Here is a 14,721-nt window from a genome sequence, read left to right as displayed (position 1 = left end):
TATCGAGGATTCATTAAAATTAATTTCGCTATCAACTATCAACTAGTAAATCTGTGGATTCCAGTTTTCAGGAATTTTGGGGGTTATATCGTATTTAATATAAAAATCCTGAATCTCCTGCATGATTTCTTCATAAGAATGTGACTGTAATTTGTCATAAGGAATCTGATAACCCAGGTTAATGGTTTTTCTTTTATAATCACCACCCGCCAATACGAGTGGGACTTTAGCTGTCACAGCCATATTATAAAAGCCTTTTCTCCATTTTGGAACCCAACTTCTTGTACCTTCTGGCGTAATTACCAAACTAAAATCGTCTTTTTTAAATTCATTGGCAACGAAATTTACCAAGTCATTTTTTTGACTGCGGTCAATCCCAATTCCGCCAATCGCTTTTACAATCCAGCCATAGAAAGGATTTTTAGTATGTGCATCTTTGATGATGATTTTTAGTTTTTTATCCAGCGCCCAATAAGCCAAGTTACCCAGTAGATATTCGCTGTTATGTGTGTGTGGTGCAACCACAAGGATACATCTGTCCAGATTATCAACATCACCCTGGAGGACGATTTTCCATCCAATGATTTTAAGAATGAGTTTTGCAAAGAGTTTTTTCATATGCGGCTTCTATTATTTTATTTGCCATATGTAATCGCTATCTAAAAATTGCTATTATTGGATGACAGGCGACTTCATAAAAAAAGTATAGCCGTATTGACTATACTTTACAAATTTACAAATTATGTTTATTTATTAAGAAATATAAAAAATTATATTCTTTGACTTTCTAAAAAAGATTGCTGATAAAATCAACAATTTTGATGGCGATTTCTAGTACTAATTGAATCATTGTTTGGTTTTTTTTGGTGTTAGAGCATTTTTCTGTAACAAATTTAACAAAATTCCTGTTTCTATATTAATATTTCGAAAAAATTTTATTAAAATATTAATTGGTCTTTGGATATTTAACAGGTGTGTTTAGGTCAATGGGATTATAGTTCTTAGCAATAAATTCCTGCATCACCTTTGCCATATCTTTAAACTGATCCTTGCTTGTGATTTTCTTTCCGCCTACTTGGAAAGTTCCCCGCGGAACATCATCAAAACTTGCTGTCTTCTTCGGAGAACTAGGAGAAAAGTGGAAGTCCGAAGACTTTTACCCGCTTTTCAACTAATCCACTCTCAATTTTTAGTTAGTTTTAATTTGTATTTCTTTTTTGCCATCTTTGATATTGATGTTCATATCTTTGAAACTTTTCTTCACCTGTTGGTCAATTTTCATTCTTTCTAATACCACATCTGCAGAATCTTTGGAATACTTTTTACCATTGATTTTTACTGAATCATTATCATCAGAATTATATTCGATTGTAGTTCCGTTGATTTTGATTTTATTTTCCTCCACGGTGATTCCGGAGTGATTACTGTGTTTGTCATCAATATCGTCATTATCCTCATCATCGTCACCTCTTGTACTGATTTCATATTTTTTCTCGTTTATCACTTTCATTGTAGATGGAACCACTAGCTCATAATCCAATCTGTAATCTCTGAATCTGTATTCGTACGGGATCTCGTAGTAATTAGGAAGGAAAATTCTGTTTCCAACAACATCGATAGGAACTTTCATTTTCATAGGCTGGTTATAACCGTGCGCTTCTTTTTTAATAATTAAATAAGGCGTTTTGATGTCATCTTTTCTTGTAATTTCAACACTTGGGTAATCTCTTTTGAAGATCTTTGTTTTGTCTGAATAGATGTTTCTGACATAAGGTTTGAAGTTCTCAGGGATTTGTATTTTTTTACTGTCAAGATAAATAGTGTCATTTGGCGCGGTGATGGATACATTCTCATAGTCTTCATTGTTTCCAGTATATCGGAAGTTAAGTCTAGAAGCACTTGCGGCAAGGATTCCTATCAATATGATCCAGATAATTCCTAACGTTCCCAAAGCCGGTCCTACATAATTGAATTTAGTCTTTGGAGAGAATAATTTGATGGATAACAATAATGCGCCAATTCCGATGATGACTACAGGCAATGCTGCTATTCCTAATAAAAGGTAACCAAGATTGTTTTCTTCCAAATAAAATCCAAGATTGTCATTCATCCCGAACTTATCGGAACCGTAAGCAAACATCATTGCGAATAATCCGATGAAACATCCAGCTGCCGTGAGTGCAAGCAAAACAGCGAGACAATATTTCAGAACTTTAAGAAGAGAATCTCCTGCTGAATTTACTTTAGGTCGGTTTTCATTGTAGATTTCTCCGGCTCTTGTGGTTGTCTCATTGGCAAACTGTACTATTTTGCTGGACTCTTCCTTTAAGTTATCGAAGTTTAAAGGTTTTCCTTTCATTTTTAGAAAATCAGACGCTGATTCTGCTTTTGGTAAAACAGCCCACAGAATGAAGTAAAGTATTACAACTAAGAAAGATGAACCAGGAGCAACCCAAAGGAATAAAAATGCACCAACCCAAATTAGTCTCATCCATGTGATATCCATTCCGAAGTAAGCGGCTAAACCTGCACAAACTCCGGCAATTTTTTGTCTCTCAGGATCGCGGAACAATTGCTTCTGTGTATTGCTGCTATAGCTACCGTAACCAGCAGAAGCTTTTGATTTATTTTGTTTGCCTTCAGAAAAATAAGCTTCTTCTTGTTCGTCAATCTGTTCAGGAGTTCCAATCTGTGCAATTACTTTTTCTACATCAGAATCGTTAATTACTTCTCTTTTGGCAAGAGTTTCTTTGAAAATCTCGACCATTCGGATTTCAATATCGTGCATTACTTCATCTGCTTCCTGAGCGTCCAGAGAATTTCTCAGAGCGGTCAGATAATCGCTAAGCTTGATATAAGCGTGTTCGTCTATCATAAAAGAGAACCCTGCGAGTGCTATAGATAATGTCTTGTTCATAATATTAGTTTTGAGAGTGAGAGTTTGATGTGATTTGGTTGACGGAATCTGTCAGTTCCTGCCAAGTGGTTTGTAATTCTGCTAGGAAGAGACTTCCTTTTTCAGTAATCTGATAATACTTTCTGGGCGGTCCGCTTGTAGATTCTTCCCATCTGTAAGCGAGGAATTCGCCGTTTTTCAATCTTGTAAGGAGAGGATAAAGAGTTCCTTCCACTACGTCCAGTTTTCCTTTTTTGAGAGATTCTATCAGGTCGGAAACATACATTTCGCGTTGTTGAATAAGACTCAAAATACAGAATTCCAGAATTCCTTTGCGCATTTGCGCTTTTGTGTTCTCGGTATTCATATTAATTGTTTGGTTAAAATTCAAATAATTATAAAGTTTAATGTTCCTGCTTTCTTAAGATTTTAAGTCCGCTTCGAACTCGCTTCTCTAACTTTACATTGCAAAGATATATAAATAGAATGGTATTATGCAATACAAAGTAGTAAATATTTTTAAATTAAATATTTAAATACTTGATAATCAGTATTAAAATTTTAATTGATAATTTTGGTAAAATTTTCAAATTCAGAAATTTTAATGATTTATTGAATTAATTTTAAAAAAATGCTTTTAAAATTTGCAGATGAGAAATGTTTTCATACTTTCGTAACAGATTTACAAAACGATAATGAATTTTACAACCACAACAACGATTTCTACAACAACTACAATTCGTAGCTGCAGAAAGGTGTGTTTGTGATATTGTGAAAAATAAATAATTAACAAAAAGCCTTTCTGAAGTCAGAAAGGCTTTTTGTTTTGAAAAATTTAAACATACTAATTCAATATAAAGCTCCAGAGGAGCAAACTAATAATAGAAAAATATTAGTACAAAAATTAAAGCTCCGTAGGAGCGACCTGTCAATAGAAAAATGTAAAATATAAATAATGAAAATTTTAAAATTTGGGGGAACTTCGGTTGGAAGTGTAGAAGCATTGAGAAATGTAAAATCAATCATTGAAAAAGAATTTAATAAAGAAAAACCTTTAATCGTAGTTTGTTCCGCTTTATCAGGAATCACGAATGCGCTTTTATCGGCATCGCAAGAAGCTTTGAAACAGAACGATTTTTCTGAAATCTTGAAATCTGCAGAAGAAAAACATTATCAGATTATCTCAGAATTGTTGCCAAGAACGGCTCAGAATCCATTATTGATGATGGTGAAAGTGAGTTTCAATGAGATCGAAGATGTTTTATTCAGTGTTAAAAATCTAGGTGAATTATCAGACAGAATCAAAGATAGATTGCTTTCTTACGGAGAACAGATGTCGAGCAAGATTGTTTCTGCTTTTCTTCAATCAGAAAATTTTCCTGCAGTTTTCCAAGATTCAAGAGAATTGATTGCAACGGATTCTCACTTTGGAAATGCGAATGTCGATTCTAAAAAAACCAATGAAAACCTCAAAAACTGGAAACTAGAAAATCAGATTTATGTGGTAACTGGTTTTATCGCCAAAGATAAAAATGACGATACCACCACTTTGGGAAGAGGAGGTTCAGATTACACCGCCGCGATTTTAGGTTCAGGTTTAAAAGCTGACGAAATCCAAATCTGGACAGATGTTGACGGTTTCTTAACGGCTGATCCAAGATTGGTGAAGAATGCTTTTTCTCAATCTGAATTGAGTTATCAGGAAGCAATGGAAATGTCATATTTCGGTGCGAAAGTGATTTATCCGCCAACAATGATTCCTGCGATTGAAAGTCAGATTCCGATTTACATTAAAAATACTTTTAAGCCGGAAAGTCAAGGAACTTTGATTCATCAGAAATCCGAAATTTCAAAAGGTCTTATCAAAGGAATTGTTTCTATTGAGAAAACTTGTCTCATTAATATTACCGGAAACGGGATGATTGGGATGAAAGGTTTCAGTGGGAGATTGTTCAATGCTTTGGCGAGATATGAGGTCAATGTTATTCTAATCACGCAGGCAAGTTCGGAACACAGTATTTCGTTTGTGGTTTCTTTCGATGATGAGAAAAAAGCGAAAACAGCAATCTATGAAGAATTTGATTTTGAAATTAATTCCAGCAAAATAGATGAACCGCAGTTCGATAATGAGTTAAGTATCATTTCTGTCGTTGGCGAGAATATGAAAAAAACGAGAGGAATCAGTGGTAAATTTTTCAGTGCTTTGGGCAAGAACGGAATTAATATTATTGCCATTGCGCAAGGTTCATCCGAGCTTAATATTTCTGCCGTGATTGAAAGAAATGAACTTTCAAAAGCGCTAAATGTTGTACACGATTCGCTGTTACTTTCACTGGTTAAAACCTTCAATGTGATGTTTGCGGGAACAGGAAATATCGGGAAAGAATTGTTCCGACAATTGGAAAGAGAGCAGAAAAATCTCGAAGAAAATCATCAGATTAAAATCAATGTGGTGGGGATCACCAACAGTCGGGAAATGAAAATTTTCGATAATCCTGAATCTGATTTTGATTTAAATAATAACTTTAATATTAATTTGCAAAAATCAGATTTAAAAGAATTTATAAATTCTATTTCAAGTAAAAATTTACCTAATTTGGTTTTTGTGGACAACACCTCTAGCGAAGATGTTGTTGCAGAATATCCATTGTTATTCAATAATAATATCTCAGTTGTAACTTGCAATAAAAAAGGAAATTCTTCGTCTTACGAGCAATATAGTAAGTTCAAAAGATTAGCAAAAAAGAACAATGTGAGTTTCTTATATGAGACTAATGTTGGAGCCGGACTTCCAATCATCAAAACACTAAATGACCTTTGGATTTCCGGTGACGAAATTCTGAAAATCGAAGCGATTTTGTCTGGAACAATTTCTTATATTTTTAATAATTATGTGGGCGATAAAACTTTTGCAGAGGTTGTAAAAACGGCTCAGGAATTAGGTTATACAGAACCAGACCCGAGAGATGATTTGAACGGAATGGATTTCTCCAGAAAAATGCTGATTCTGGGAAGAGAAATCGGATTGCCGTTGGAAATGTCAAATGTCAATATCAAAGATTTCCTTCCGGAACCTTGCCTCAAAGCAGACTCAATTCCTGCCTTTTATGAAGAACTGGAAAAACACGAACCTTACTTTTCATCATTCAAAAACGAAGCAGAAAACTCTAGTGGAAAACTGAGACTAATTGGTGTTTTGGAAGATGGAAAAATCAACATCGAAGTCCAGATTGTAGATGCCAATCATCCATTTTTCGGATTGTCGGGAAGTGATAATATTATTTCGTTTACCACTTCGAGGTATAAAAATACACCTTTGGTTGTAAAAGGTCCGGGTGCAGGTGCAGAAGTTACAGCAGCTGGCGTTTTTGCAGATTTGGTTAGAGTTACAGCTCAATAATAGTTGTTAATGATTAATTTTCAATGATTAATTTTTAACAAGAATCAATTAACAATATACCATTAACAATTAATAATTATAATGGATTCTATAAAAGTTTTTGCTCCGGCTACAGTTGCTAATGTCGTTTGTGGTTACGATGTTCTCGGTTTTGCGATAGAAGAACCTGGCGATGAAATCATCTTGAAAAAGAACGATTCCAATCAAATCGTCATTACAAAAATCGAAGGCGATAACGGTAAACTTCCGAAAGATTCAAATAAGAATGTCGTTTCGCACGTCATTAGATTATTTCTGGAAAAAATCAATTCTAATCAAGGAATTGATATCGAGCTCTATAAAAAAATGCCACTCAACAGCGGAATGGGTTCCAGCGCAGCGAGTAGCGTTGCGGCTTTGGTTGCCATCAATGAGTTGATGGGAAAACCATACACAAAACAAGAATTGTTGCCATTGGCGATGGAAGGCGAGAGAATTGCCTGCGGAAACGCGCACGCAGACAATGTTGCGCCTGCGCTTTTGGGAGGTTTGGTTTTGGTAAGAAGTTACAAGCCTTTGGATGCGCTCAAGTTGCCTTATCCGAAAGATTTGTCAGTGGTGTCCGTTCATCCGCACGTGGATGTTCCGACAGGCGAAGCGAGGAAAATCATCAAAGAAAGAATCAGTCTCAAATCTGCGGTTCAGCAATGGGGAAATGTCGCAGGTTTGGTCGCCGGATTTTGCACCAACGATTTGACTTTGGTCAGCCGAAGTATGGAAGACGTCATCATAGAGCCTGTTCGTGCGATGCTGATTCCGTATTTTTACGAGATGAAACAGCTCGCTTTGGACAACGGCGCGATTGGTTTTGGGATTTCCGGTTCCGGTCCTTCGGTTTTTGCTTTGTGTGAAAAAGAGGAAGTTGCAGAAAAAATTTCATTCAAAATCAAGGAACTGCTGAATCAAAAAAATATTGAAAGTGAAGCATTTGTAACCAAAATCAATGACGAAGGCGCGAGAGTTCTTTAAGATAAAAGAATAAAGAACAAAGAGAAAAGACAGTCAACCAACAACTATCAACAAATGAAATATATATCAACAAGACAACAAGAAGAAACCAATATAAAAACAGCTATTTTAAAAGGTTTGGCAGATGACGGCGGACTTTTTATGCCAGAATATATTCCGCAATTAGATTTTGAATTTTTCGAAAATCTACCCAATCTTACTTTGCAGGAAATTGGTTTTCGAGTGGCAAAAGAATTTCTTGGCGAATCCATTTCGGATGACAATTTGAAAGAAATCATCAATGAAGTTTTGAACTTCGAAATTCCTGCCATCAAAATTTCGGAGAATATTTATTCATTAGAACTATTTCACGGTCCAACGATGGCTTTCAAAGATGTTGGGGCGAGATTTATGGCGAGAATGATGTCTTATTTCTCGGAAGGAAAACCAATGAAAGTGATTGCCGCAACTTCCGGCGATACAGGAAGTGCTGTAGCGTCAGGATTTTTCGGAGTTCCGGGAATCGAGGTTTATATTCTTTATCCAAAAGGAAAAGTGAGTCCGCTGCAGGAAAAGCAATTGACAACATGGGGCGGAAACATCAAAGCTTTAGAGATAGACGGCACTTTTGATGATTGTCAGGCTTTGGCAAAACAAATCTTATCAAATGACGAACTGAATCAAAAATTTACGTTGACATCTGCAAACAGTATTAACATTGCGAGGTTGATTCCGCAGTCATTTTATTATTTCTGGGCTTTTGCTCAATTACAAAAATTAGGAAAATCAATTGTTTTTTCTGTTCCGAGTGGGAATTTTGGAAACTTAACAGCTGGACTTTTTGCTAAAAAAATGGGGCTTCCTGTTCATCGGTTCATTGCTTCAACTAATGAAAATGATGTTATTCCAAAATTCTTGGAAACTGGAAATTATGAAGCAAAACCTTCCAAACAAACAATTAGTAATGCAATGGACGTAGGGAATCCAAGTAATTTTGAACGAATGAAAAGCTTGTTTAATAATGATGTTTCGGAATTCAAAAAAGAAATTGAATCTTATTCTTTCTCTGATGAAGCAACGAAAAAAGCAATGCGAAATGTGAAGAAAGAATTTGGTTATATACTCGACCCACACGGCGCAGTTGCTTATCTTGGACTCGAAAAATATTCTGAAAAATCGAATGAAGATTTTGTTGGTGTTTTATTAGAGACAGCTCATCCGGCGAAATTTGTAGAAGTGGTAGAAGATGTTTTAAAAGAGAAAGTTGAGATTCCGGAAAAACTGGAAGCATTTAACAAAAAAGAAAAACAATCTGTAGAGTTTTCTGTTGATTTTGAATCCGTAAAAAAATATCTGATAGAGGAGAAGTGATAAATTTTTGATTGACAGTTTTTAATCCAAAAAATAATCCTATCTTTGCACCCGAATTACATAATAATCATTAAACAATATTGGAATGTATTTAACAACAGAAAAAAAAGCAGAAATTTTCGCAAAGCACGGTAAATCTGCACAAGACACAGGAAGCGCTGAAGGACAGGTTGCTCTATTTACTTTTAGAATCAACCACTTGACTCAGCACTTGAAAGCTAACCACAAAGATTTCAACACAGAAAGATCTCTTGTAAAGTTAGTAGGTAAAAGAAAAGCTCTTTTAGATTATTTGAAGAAAAAAGATATCAACAGATATAGAGCAATCATCGCTGAATTAGGAATCAGAAAATAATCCTAAGCTCACGCAAAAAATTAAAGCAACTCAATTTGAGTTGCTTTTTTTATAGAGATTTATTTTTTTTTACAAAAATTATTCTGTCATTCCCAGAAATGTCTTTTAACAATGATGATTTCGAAAAATTATTAAAAAGTTTCAGTGTTTCTTTTCCCAATTTCTGATTGATTTCTAAAAAAATGATTCCGTTTTCCGAAAGATATTTTTCAGCATCGATAGCAATTTTTCTATAAAAAATCAATGCGTCTGAGGTAGGAGAGAAGAGCGCAAGATTGGGTTCAAAACCTTTCACAGAATGTTCGATTTCGGGATTTTCATCTATTCCGATATAAGGTGGATTGCTAATGATAATGTCGTAAACATCATTGTCAGTCTGAGGGGAGGCGAAGACTTCATTCAAATAATCTTTTTGTATAAAGTTGATTTCGGTTTTGTGAAAGTTGGCATTTCTTTTAGCAATTTCCAATGCATCTTCAGAAATATCAATAGCTGAAACTTCCGCTTCCGGAAAATGTTTTTTCAAGACGATGGGAATAATTCCGCTTCCAGTTCCAATATCCAGTATTTTTAAACCTTCGACCTTCAACCTTGAATTTTTAATATGTTGAATTGCTATTTCCAGCAATTCCTCCGTTTCTGGTCTTGGTATCAGAACGTGCTCATTCACAAAGAATTTCATTCCATAGAATTCAGTTTCGCCAAGAATCTGCTGAAAAGGTTTTCCTGTTTTTAATTCGGAAATGGCTTTTGAAAATTTATTAGAATCATCTTCAGATAAATCTCTATCAAGATTTTGTCTTAACTCAACTTTATTCAATTCCAAAAAATGTTCACAAAAAATAGAAAACAATTCCTCAATCTCAGATTTGGAATAGAGTTCGGAAAGTTCGTTTTGTAAAACGGTTTTGATTTCAGAAAGTTTCATAATGAAATTTGACGCAAAGTCGCAAAAAATAATTGATTAACAAAACTACAAAGTCGCAAACCAACTTTGCGACTTTTGAAATATTATAAAATTTATCTTGCGCCTTTGCGATTAAAAAATTTATCTTGTAAAAACCAGATGGTTGTCAGTCGATAATTTCTCGTCCAAACGATAATTCTCATAATTAAAAGCCTTAAGCTCATCTAAAGTCTGAACTTGATTTTTAGCACAAAAACGAAGCATCAATCCTCGAGCGTGTTTGGTGTATACAACAATTGTTTTCAGCTTTCCATCTGGCTGAATTTGTCTGAAATCAAAATCAATAACCTTGGTCTTCAGTTTTTTTCTGTCAACAACTTTTCCGTATTCGTTGCTTGCGAGATTAATAAGTAATTCGTCTTTTTTTAACTCAGAGTTCAATTGTTGTGTAACTTTATCAGTCCAGAATTCGTACAAATTTTTATAAGAATCGAATTGGAAAGGTCTTCCCATTTCCAAACGATACAACATTACTTTATCAGAAGGTTTTAAAAGTCCATAAAGTCCGGATAAGATTCGGAAGTTCTTTTCAAGATATTTTACGGCTTTTTCATCCAAAGTTTTAGCATCCAATCCACGATAAACTTCGCCAGTGAAGGCAAACATTGCCGGCGCTGAATTTTTAGCTATCGGTTTTGATGTCCATTTTTGGTTTCGTTCCCAATTTTCGTCTGCCAGTTTTGGAGAGATTTCCATTAACTCAGAAAGATATTTTGGAGACTTTTCTTTCAAAAAAGAATGAATAAATTCTGAATCTTTGATGAATTTTGGTGTTGTGTTTTTTAAAAATTCTGTAGAATTCTCTACATTCATTAGTTTGGCAGGCGAGGATATAAATTTCATGTTTTGGCTTTTGTTTGATAGTTGTTTGTTGATGGTTTACTGTTGTTTTTTGTTGAATTCTATCAACTATTAACCAACAACTATTCACTAAATTTTTCCTTTTCCTTGTCGGATAATTTCAGGTTCTCCAGAACTTAAATCTACAATTGTGGAAGCTACATTGTCACCGTATCCAGAATCAATTACCAAATCTACCAATTTATCATATTTCTCAGCAATCAATTCTGGGTCTGTAGAATATTCCAAAATCTCATCATCATCACGAATAGAAGTAGAAACAATAGGATGTCCCAATTTTTCTACAATCATTTGCGGTACAATATGATCAGGAACTCTTATACCTACAGTTTTATGACCTTTATAGGCTGTTGGAAGGTTTCTATTGGCTTCTAAAATAAACGTGAAAGGGCCGGGAAGATGGGTTTTCAAAAATCGGAACGTTGAAGTTTCTATAGGTTTTGTAAATTCTGAAAGATGACTCAGATCATTACAAATGATTGAAAATTTTTGCTTGTCAATCTTGATGCCTTTTATCTGAGCAAGCCTCTCCATTGCTTTGTGATTATAGATATCACAACCAATCGTGTAAATCGTATCCGAAGGATAAATAATAACACCACCGTTTTGAAGGACTTTTACGGCTTCGTCTATCAAATTTTCTTGCGGATTTTGCGGGTATATTTTTAAGATTTTTGCCATAGGTAAATATATAAATTATTGAAGAAAGCTATTACCTTATTCATTATCAAAAATTGTGAAAAAGTAAACAACATAAAAAAGAGAATCAAAAAATTGATTCTCTTTAGTTGGTTGCGAGGACACGACTCGAACGTGCGACCTCCGGGTTATGAGCCCGACGAGCTACCTACTGCTCTACCTCGCGATATTGTTCTGCAAATATACAACTTTTTTGATACAAGTCAAGTTTTTTATGGTTTTTAAATTAGAAATTAAATCTCAAAGTAAATTTATAAGAAAATTTAAAATTTCTCGCAGAGTTCGGAGATTTATCAAATTTTTAAGGAACAGATCTGCTGAATTAGTTTAATATTCGTGAGATTTCAAGAAATAAAATAAAAAAAGAGAATCAAATAAATGATTCTCTTGAATTGGTTGCGAGGACACGACTCGAACGTGCGACCTCCGGGTTATGAGCCCGACGAGCTACCTACTGCTCTACCTCGCGATATTGGATTGCAAAGATACGACTATTTCGATTCAAGTCAAGTTATGTTTTGATTATTTTCATAATTTATAATCACAATAGATTTATACATTGAAAATCAGGTGTTTATAATTTTAATTTCTTTTAACTATAAAAATAGTTGTACGAATGAAAAATAATGTTACATTTGTATTACTAAGTTTTTAGTGATATAAGATTGATTGTTTTTAAAGTAAATGAATATGAATAAGTTAACCAAAGCAGAAGAACAGGTAATGCAATATCTTTGGCAGATTGAGAAAGGATTCTTGAAAGATATTCTTGAGTTGTTTCCAGAACCGAAACCGCACACCAACACCATTTCTACGATTCTTAAAATATTGATGGAAAAAGGTTTTGTGAATTACAAAACTTTTGGAAGACAGCACGAATATTTTCCTCTTATAAGTAAAGAGAATTATAGCGGAAAGTCTATCAGAAGTCTGGTTAAAAATTATTTCGAAGGTTCATATACCAATGCTGTTTCGTTTTTGGTAGAAGAAAATGAAATAAGTGTTAAAGATTTGGAGCTTTTATTGAATGAACTTAAAAACAAGAAATAATGGAACCAATATTACTTTATTTTGCCAAGATGATTCTCTGCTCAGCAGTGATGTTTGCTTATTATTTACTGTTTTTAAAGGACAAGACTTTTCATCATTATAACAGGTTTTACCTTTTGTTTTCGGTGGTAATCAGTATGATTTTGCCTTTGGTAAAGGTCTCATTTTTTACGATAGAAACAAACAAAAACTTGCATCTGCTTCTTAGCGGATTCAATCAAAATCAATCTCAAACTACAAACTATGATATCACTATTTATTCAATTTTTTATACAATTATTGGAGTGGTTTCAGTAACTTTTTTAATTAAACTATTTCTGGGAATTCTAAAAATCAATTCTATAAAAAAACAATTCCCGAAGGAAGCCATAGAAGGGATTAAATTTTATCAAACCAATCTGAACAACGCACCGTTTTCATTCTTCCGAAATCTGTTCTGGAAAAGATCTATAGATATCAATTCTCCTGTAGGTCAGCAGATTCTGAAGCACGAGATGGTCCACATAGAACAAAAACACAGTTGGGATAAACTCCTGATGCAATTGGTAAAATCCATTTTCTGGTTCAATCCTGTGTTTTATTTTATCAACAAAGAAATCAATCTTATTCACGAATACTTGGCGGACAAAAAAGCAGTCCAAAAATCGGACACAAAAGCATTTGCGCAGATGCTTTTGGAGAGTCATTTCTCGGGTTCGGTTTTGCCTGTCACAAGTCCTTTTTTATCATCTAACCTCAAAAAAAGACTTACAATGATTACAAAAAATACAACCAAGTACAGCTATGCACGCAAGCTATTTGCGCTACCAATTTTATTTTTTATCGTGTTTGCCTATATGGTAAATGCTAAAAACAAAGAAATCACGGAAACAAATAACGCAATTGAAATCGCTGTTAAACAAATTAAAATGGATACGATCCAGCCAAAACAATCAGAATTTGATAGTTTGGAAAACAATCATCAGAGACAGACAAAAGCTTATTCTGATGCGTTGCAGGAAGATCATTTGAGAATGAAGGCTATCAGTAAAAAAATGGCTGAGAAAGGAAAGGAATTATCAGCGCTTAAAAAAGCTAAAAAAGAATACTCGGCAGAGTATAAAGCTTTAGAAAATGAAATGGTAACTCTTGCTACTCAAATGGAAGGCGTTGTGAACTCTGATAATTACAAGAGAAGTATCAAAGCCCTAGAAGAACATTCTGAAGCGATGGCTAAAATGTATGATTCTCCAGCGTTTAAGAAAAAAAATGCTGATGCTAATGATGTTGCAAGGAAAGCTGAAGCTATGGTTAATTCTAAGGATTTCAAAAAGAGAATTGCGGATGCAGAAAAGCGTGCGGCGGCAGCTGATAGAATGGTCAACTCTCCAGAGTTCGAAAAAAGAATAGCTGATGCAGAAAAGCGTGCAGAAGAAGCGGCCAGAAAAGTCAATTCTCCTGCGTTTCAGAAAATGATTCAAGACGCTCAGAAAAGAGCACAAGATGCGGTTGAAAAATATGGGAAAGTTTATTCGGATGATGAATTTCCTAAAATGATTAAAGATCAATTCGGGAAAGATGCTTTTACGGATGGAGCTGTAGCTTATGGATTTGATGGAAGCGATTTTCCAGAGTTCAAGGATTTGGCAACTAATTTTAACTTCAAGTTTTCTGATGATGTATTCTTTAATGAAGTTAAATCTAAATTGTCTCCAAAAGAATTGAAAAAGATGGAGAAAAAAAGAAAGCAACTTCAAGAAATACAAAAAGACTTACAGGAACAACAAAGAAAAATTCAGGAAAAGCAGCAACAATTAAACAAAGAAATGCGTGAGAATTCTTCATTTAAAATAAGTTTTAATTCTATGGAGAATGAACCAAAAGTTTTTGTTCCGAATAACAAGATGACGGCTGCTAATACAGACAAAATGACAGTTTATATCAATGGAAAAGTAGTGGATAAATCTGTACTTAATAAAATGAATCCTAATGAAATTATGTCTATGAACGTTTTTAAAACAAACGGAACCGGAAAAATCGAAATCATTACAAAGTAAACAAGTATGTTTATAATTCTTTAGCCGGTTCGCCGGCTTTTATTTTAAAACCAAAAACTATGAAAAAACTACTAATTAATTTAAATGAATCCTCGATAT

General features: G+C 34.2%; 12 protein-coding genes and 2 tRNA genes. 6 read left to right on the top strand and 8 right to left on the bottom strand.

Features of this window, described 5'->3' with window-relative positions; translation table 11 throughout:
* Positions 1 to 42: 42 nt before the first annotated feature.
* The 3 genes from EGH73_RS03040 to EGH73_RS03030 form a co-directional block, all read right to left on the bottom strand.
* On the bottom strand, positions 43 to 618 hold the full coding sequence (locus EGH73_RS03040; RefSeq protein WP_123280636.1) for a 1-acyl-sn-glycerol-3-phosphate acyltransferase: 576 nt from the start codon (positions 616 to 618) through the stop codon (positions 43 to 45).
* A 571-nt stretch (positions 619 to 1,189) separates the two neighbouring features.
* The gene (locus tag EGH73_RS03035) at positions 1,190 to 2,917 is read right to left on the bottom strand and encodes a PspC domain-containing protein (RefSeq protein ID WP_123280635.1); all 1,728 of its coding nucleotides are present in this window, start codon (positions 2,915 to 2,917) and stop codon (positions 1,190 to 1,192) included.
* A 4-nt stretch (positions 2,918 to 2,921) separates the two neighbouring features.
* Positions 2,922 to 3,263: a PadR family transcriptional regulator gene (locus EGH73_RS03030; RefSeq protein WP_027382663.1), complete on the bottom strand. Its 342-nt coding sequence runs from the start codon at positions 3,261 to 3,263 to the stop codon at positions 2,922 to 2,924.
* A gap of 588 nt (positions 3,264 to 3,851) precedes the next feature.
* On the opposite strand from EGH73_RS03030, the gene thrA reads away from it, so the two are divergent.
* From thrA to rpsO, 4 genes are all read left to right on the top strand, one after another.
* On the top strand, positions 3,852 to 6,296 hold the full coding sequence (gene thrA, locus EGH73_RS03025; RefSeq protein ID WP_123280634.1) for a bifunctional aspartate kinase/homoserine dehydrogenase I: 2,445 nt from the start codon (positions 3,852 to 3,854) through the stop codon (positions 6,294 to 6,296).
* A gap of 81 nt (positions 6,297 to 6,377) precedes the next feature.
* Positions 6,378 to 7,304, top strand: coding sequence for a homoserine kinase (locus tag EGH73_RS03020; protein ID WP_123280633.1), 927 nt, complete (start codon positions 6,378 to 6,380; stop codon positions 7,302 to 7,304).
* A gap of 54 nt (positions 7,305 to 7,358) precedes the next feature.
* On the top strand, positions 7,359 to 8,654 hold the full coding sequence (thrC, locus tag EGH73_RS03015) for a threonine synthase (protein WP_123280632.1): 1,296 nt from the start codon (positions 7,359 to 7,361) through the stop codon (positions 8,652 to 8,654).
* A gap of 85 nt (positions 8,655 to 8,739) precedes the next feature.
* Positions 8,740 to 9,009, top strand: a complete 270-nt coding sequence (gene rpsO / locus EGH73_RS03010; RefSeq protein ID WP_123280631.1) for a 30S ribosomal protein S15 — start codon at positions 8,740 to 8,742, stop codon at positions 9,007 to 9,009.
* 49 nt (positions 9,010 to 9,058) lie between these two features.
* Here the strand turns inward: rpsO and prmC are convergent, their stop codons facing one another.
* The 5 genes from prmC to EGH73_RS02985 all read right to left on the bottom strand — a co-directional run bounded on the left by prmC (position 9,059) and on the right by EGH73_RS02985 (position 12,005).
* Complete coding sequence (gene prmC, locus EGH73_RS03005; protein ID WP_123280630.1) at positions 9,059 to 9,937, bottom strand: peptide chain release factor N(5)-glutamine methyltransferase; 879 nt, start codon at positions 9,935 to 9,937, stop codon at positions 9,059 to 9,061.
* Between the two features lie 120 nt (positions 9,938 to 10,057).
* Positions 10,058 to 10,819: a peroxide stress protein YaaA gene (gene yaaA / locus EGH73_RS03000; RefSeq protein WP_123280629.1), complete on the bottom strand. Its 762-nt coding sequence runs from the start codon at positions 10,817 to 10,819 to the stop codon at positions 10,058 to 10,060.
* 87 nt (positions 10,820 to 10,906) lie between these two features.
* Positions 10,907 to 11,518, bottom strand: coding sequence for an L-threonylcarbamoyladenylate synthase (locus EGH73_RS02995; RefSeq protein WP_123280628.1), 612 nt, complete (start codon positions 11,516 to 11,518; stop codon positions 10,907 to 10,909).
* 108 nt (positions 11,519 to 11,626) lie between these two features.
* Positions 11,627 to 11,702: transfer RNA gene (locus tag EGH73_RS02990), tRNA-Met, on the bottom strand.
* A gap of 227 nt (positions 11,703 to 11,929) precedes the next feature.
* Positions 11,930 to 12,005, bottom strand: a tRNA-Met gene (locus EGH73_RS02985).
* A 215-nt stretch (positions 12,006 to 12,220) separates the two neighbouring features.
* Between EGH73_RS02985 and EGH73_RS02980 the strand changes: the two genes are divergently transcribed.
* Positions 12,221 to 12,586, top strand: a complete 366-nt coding sequence (locus tag EGH73_RS02980; protein ID WP_089768335.1) for a BlaI/MecI/CopY family transcriptional regulator — start codon at positions 12,221 to 12,223, stop codon at positions 12,584 to 12,586.
* Positions 12,586 to 14,622, top strand: coding sequence for a M56 family metallopeptidase (locus tag EGH73_RS02975; protein WP_123280627.1), 2,037 nt, complete (start codon positions 12,586 to 12,588; stop codon positions 14,620 to 14,622). The genes EGH73_RS02980 and EGH73_RS02975 overlap by 1 nt, the downstream gene beginning before the upstream one ends.
* Positions 14,623 to 14,721 lie beyond the last annotated feature (99 nt).

It is taken from the genome of Epilithonimonas hominis (genome assembly GCF_003730015.1).
Taxonomy (GTDB): domain Bacteria; phylum Bacteroidota; class Bacteroidia; order Flavobacteriales; family Weeksellaceae; genus Epilithonimonas; species Epilithonimonas hominis.
The sequence above is the reverse complement of the archived record's forward strand: the minus strand, read 5'-3'. Positions and strand labels throughout refer to the sequence as shown.

Excerpts from the sequence above, each read along its gene's own strand:
- rpsO (WP_123280631.1), top strand. The coding sequence starts at position 8,740 with ATGTATTTAACAACAGAAAAAAAAGCAGAAATTTTCGCAAAGCACGGT.
- thrC (WP_123280632.1), top strand. The coding sequence starts at position 7,359 with ATGAAATATATATCAACAAGACAACAAGAAGAAACCAATATAAAAACA.
- EGH73_RS03035 (WP_123280635.1), bottom strand. The coding sequence starts at position 2,917 with ATGAACAAGACATTATCTATAGCACTCGCAGGGTTCTCTTTTATGATA.
- EGH73_RS02975 (WP_123280627.1), top strand. The coding sequence starts at position 12,586 with ATGGAACCAATATTACTTTATTTTGCCAAGATGATTCTCTGCTCAGCA.
- EGH73_RS02980 (WP_089768335.1), top strand. The coding sequence starts at position 12,221 with ATGAATATGAATAAGTTAACCAAAGCAGAAGAACAGGTAATGCAATAT.
- EGH73_RS03020 (WP_123280633.1), top strand. The coding sequence starts at position 6,378 with ATGGATTCTATAAAAGTTTTTGCTCCGGCTACAGTTGCTAATGTCGTT.
- EGH73_RS02995 (WP_123280628.1), bottom strand. The coding sequence starts at position 11,518 with ATGGCAAAAATCTTAAAAATATACCCGCAAAATCCGCAAGAAAATTTG.
- thrA (WP_123280634.1), top strand. The coding sequence starts at position 3,852 with ATGAAAATTTTAAAATTTGGGGGAACTTCGGTTGGAAGTGTAGAAGCA.
- EGH73_RS03040 (WP_123280636.1), bottom strand. The coding sequence starts at position 618 with ATGAAAAAACTCTTTGCAAAACTCATTCTTAAAATCATTGGATGGAAA.
- EGH73_RS03030 (WP_027382663.1), bottom strand. The coding sequence starts at position 3,263 with ATGAATACCGAGAACACAAAAGCGCAAATGCGCAAAGGAATTCTGGAA.
- yaaA (WP_123280629.1), bottom strand. The coding sequence starts at position 10,819 with ATGAAATTTATATCCTCGCCTGCCAAACTAATGAATGTAGAGAATTCT.
- prmC (WP_123280630.1), bottom strand. The coding sequence starts at position 9,937 with ATGAAACTTTCTGAAATCAAAACCGTTTTACAAAACGAACTTTCCGAA.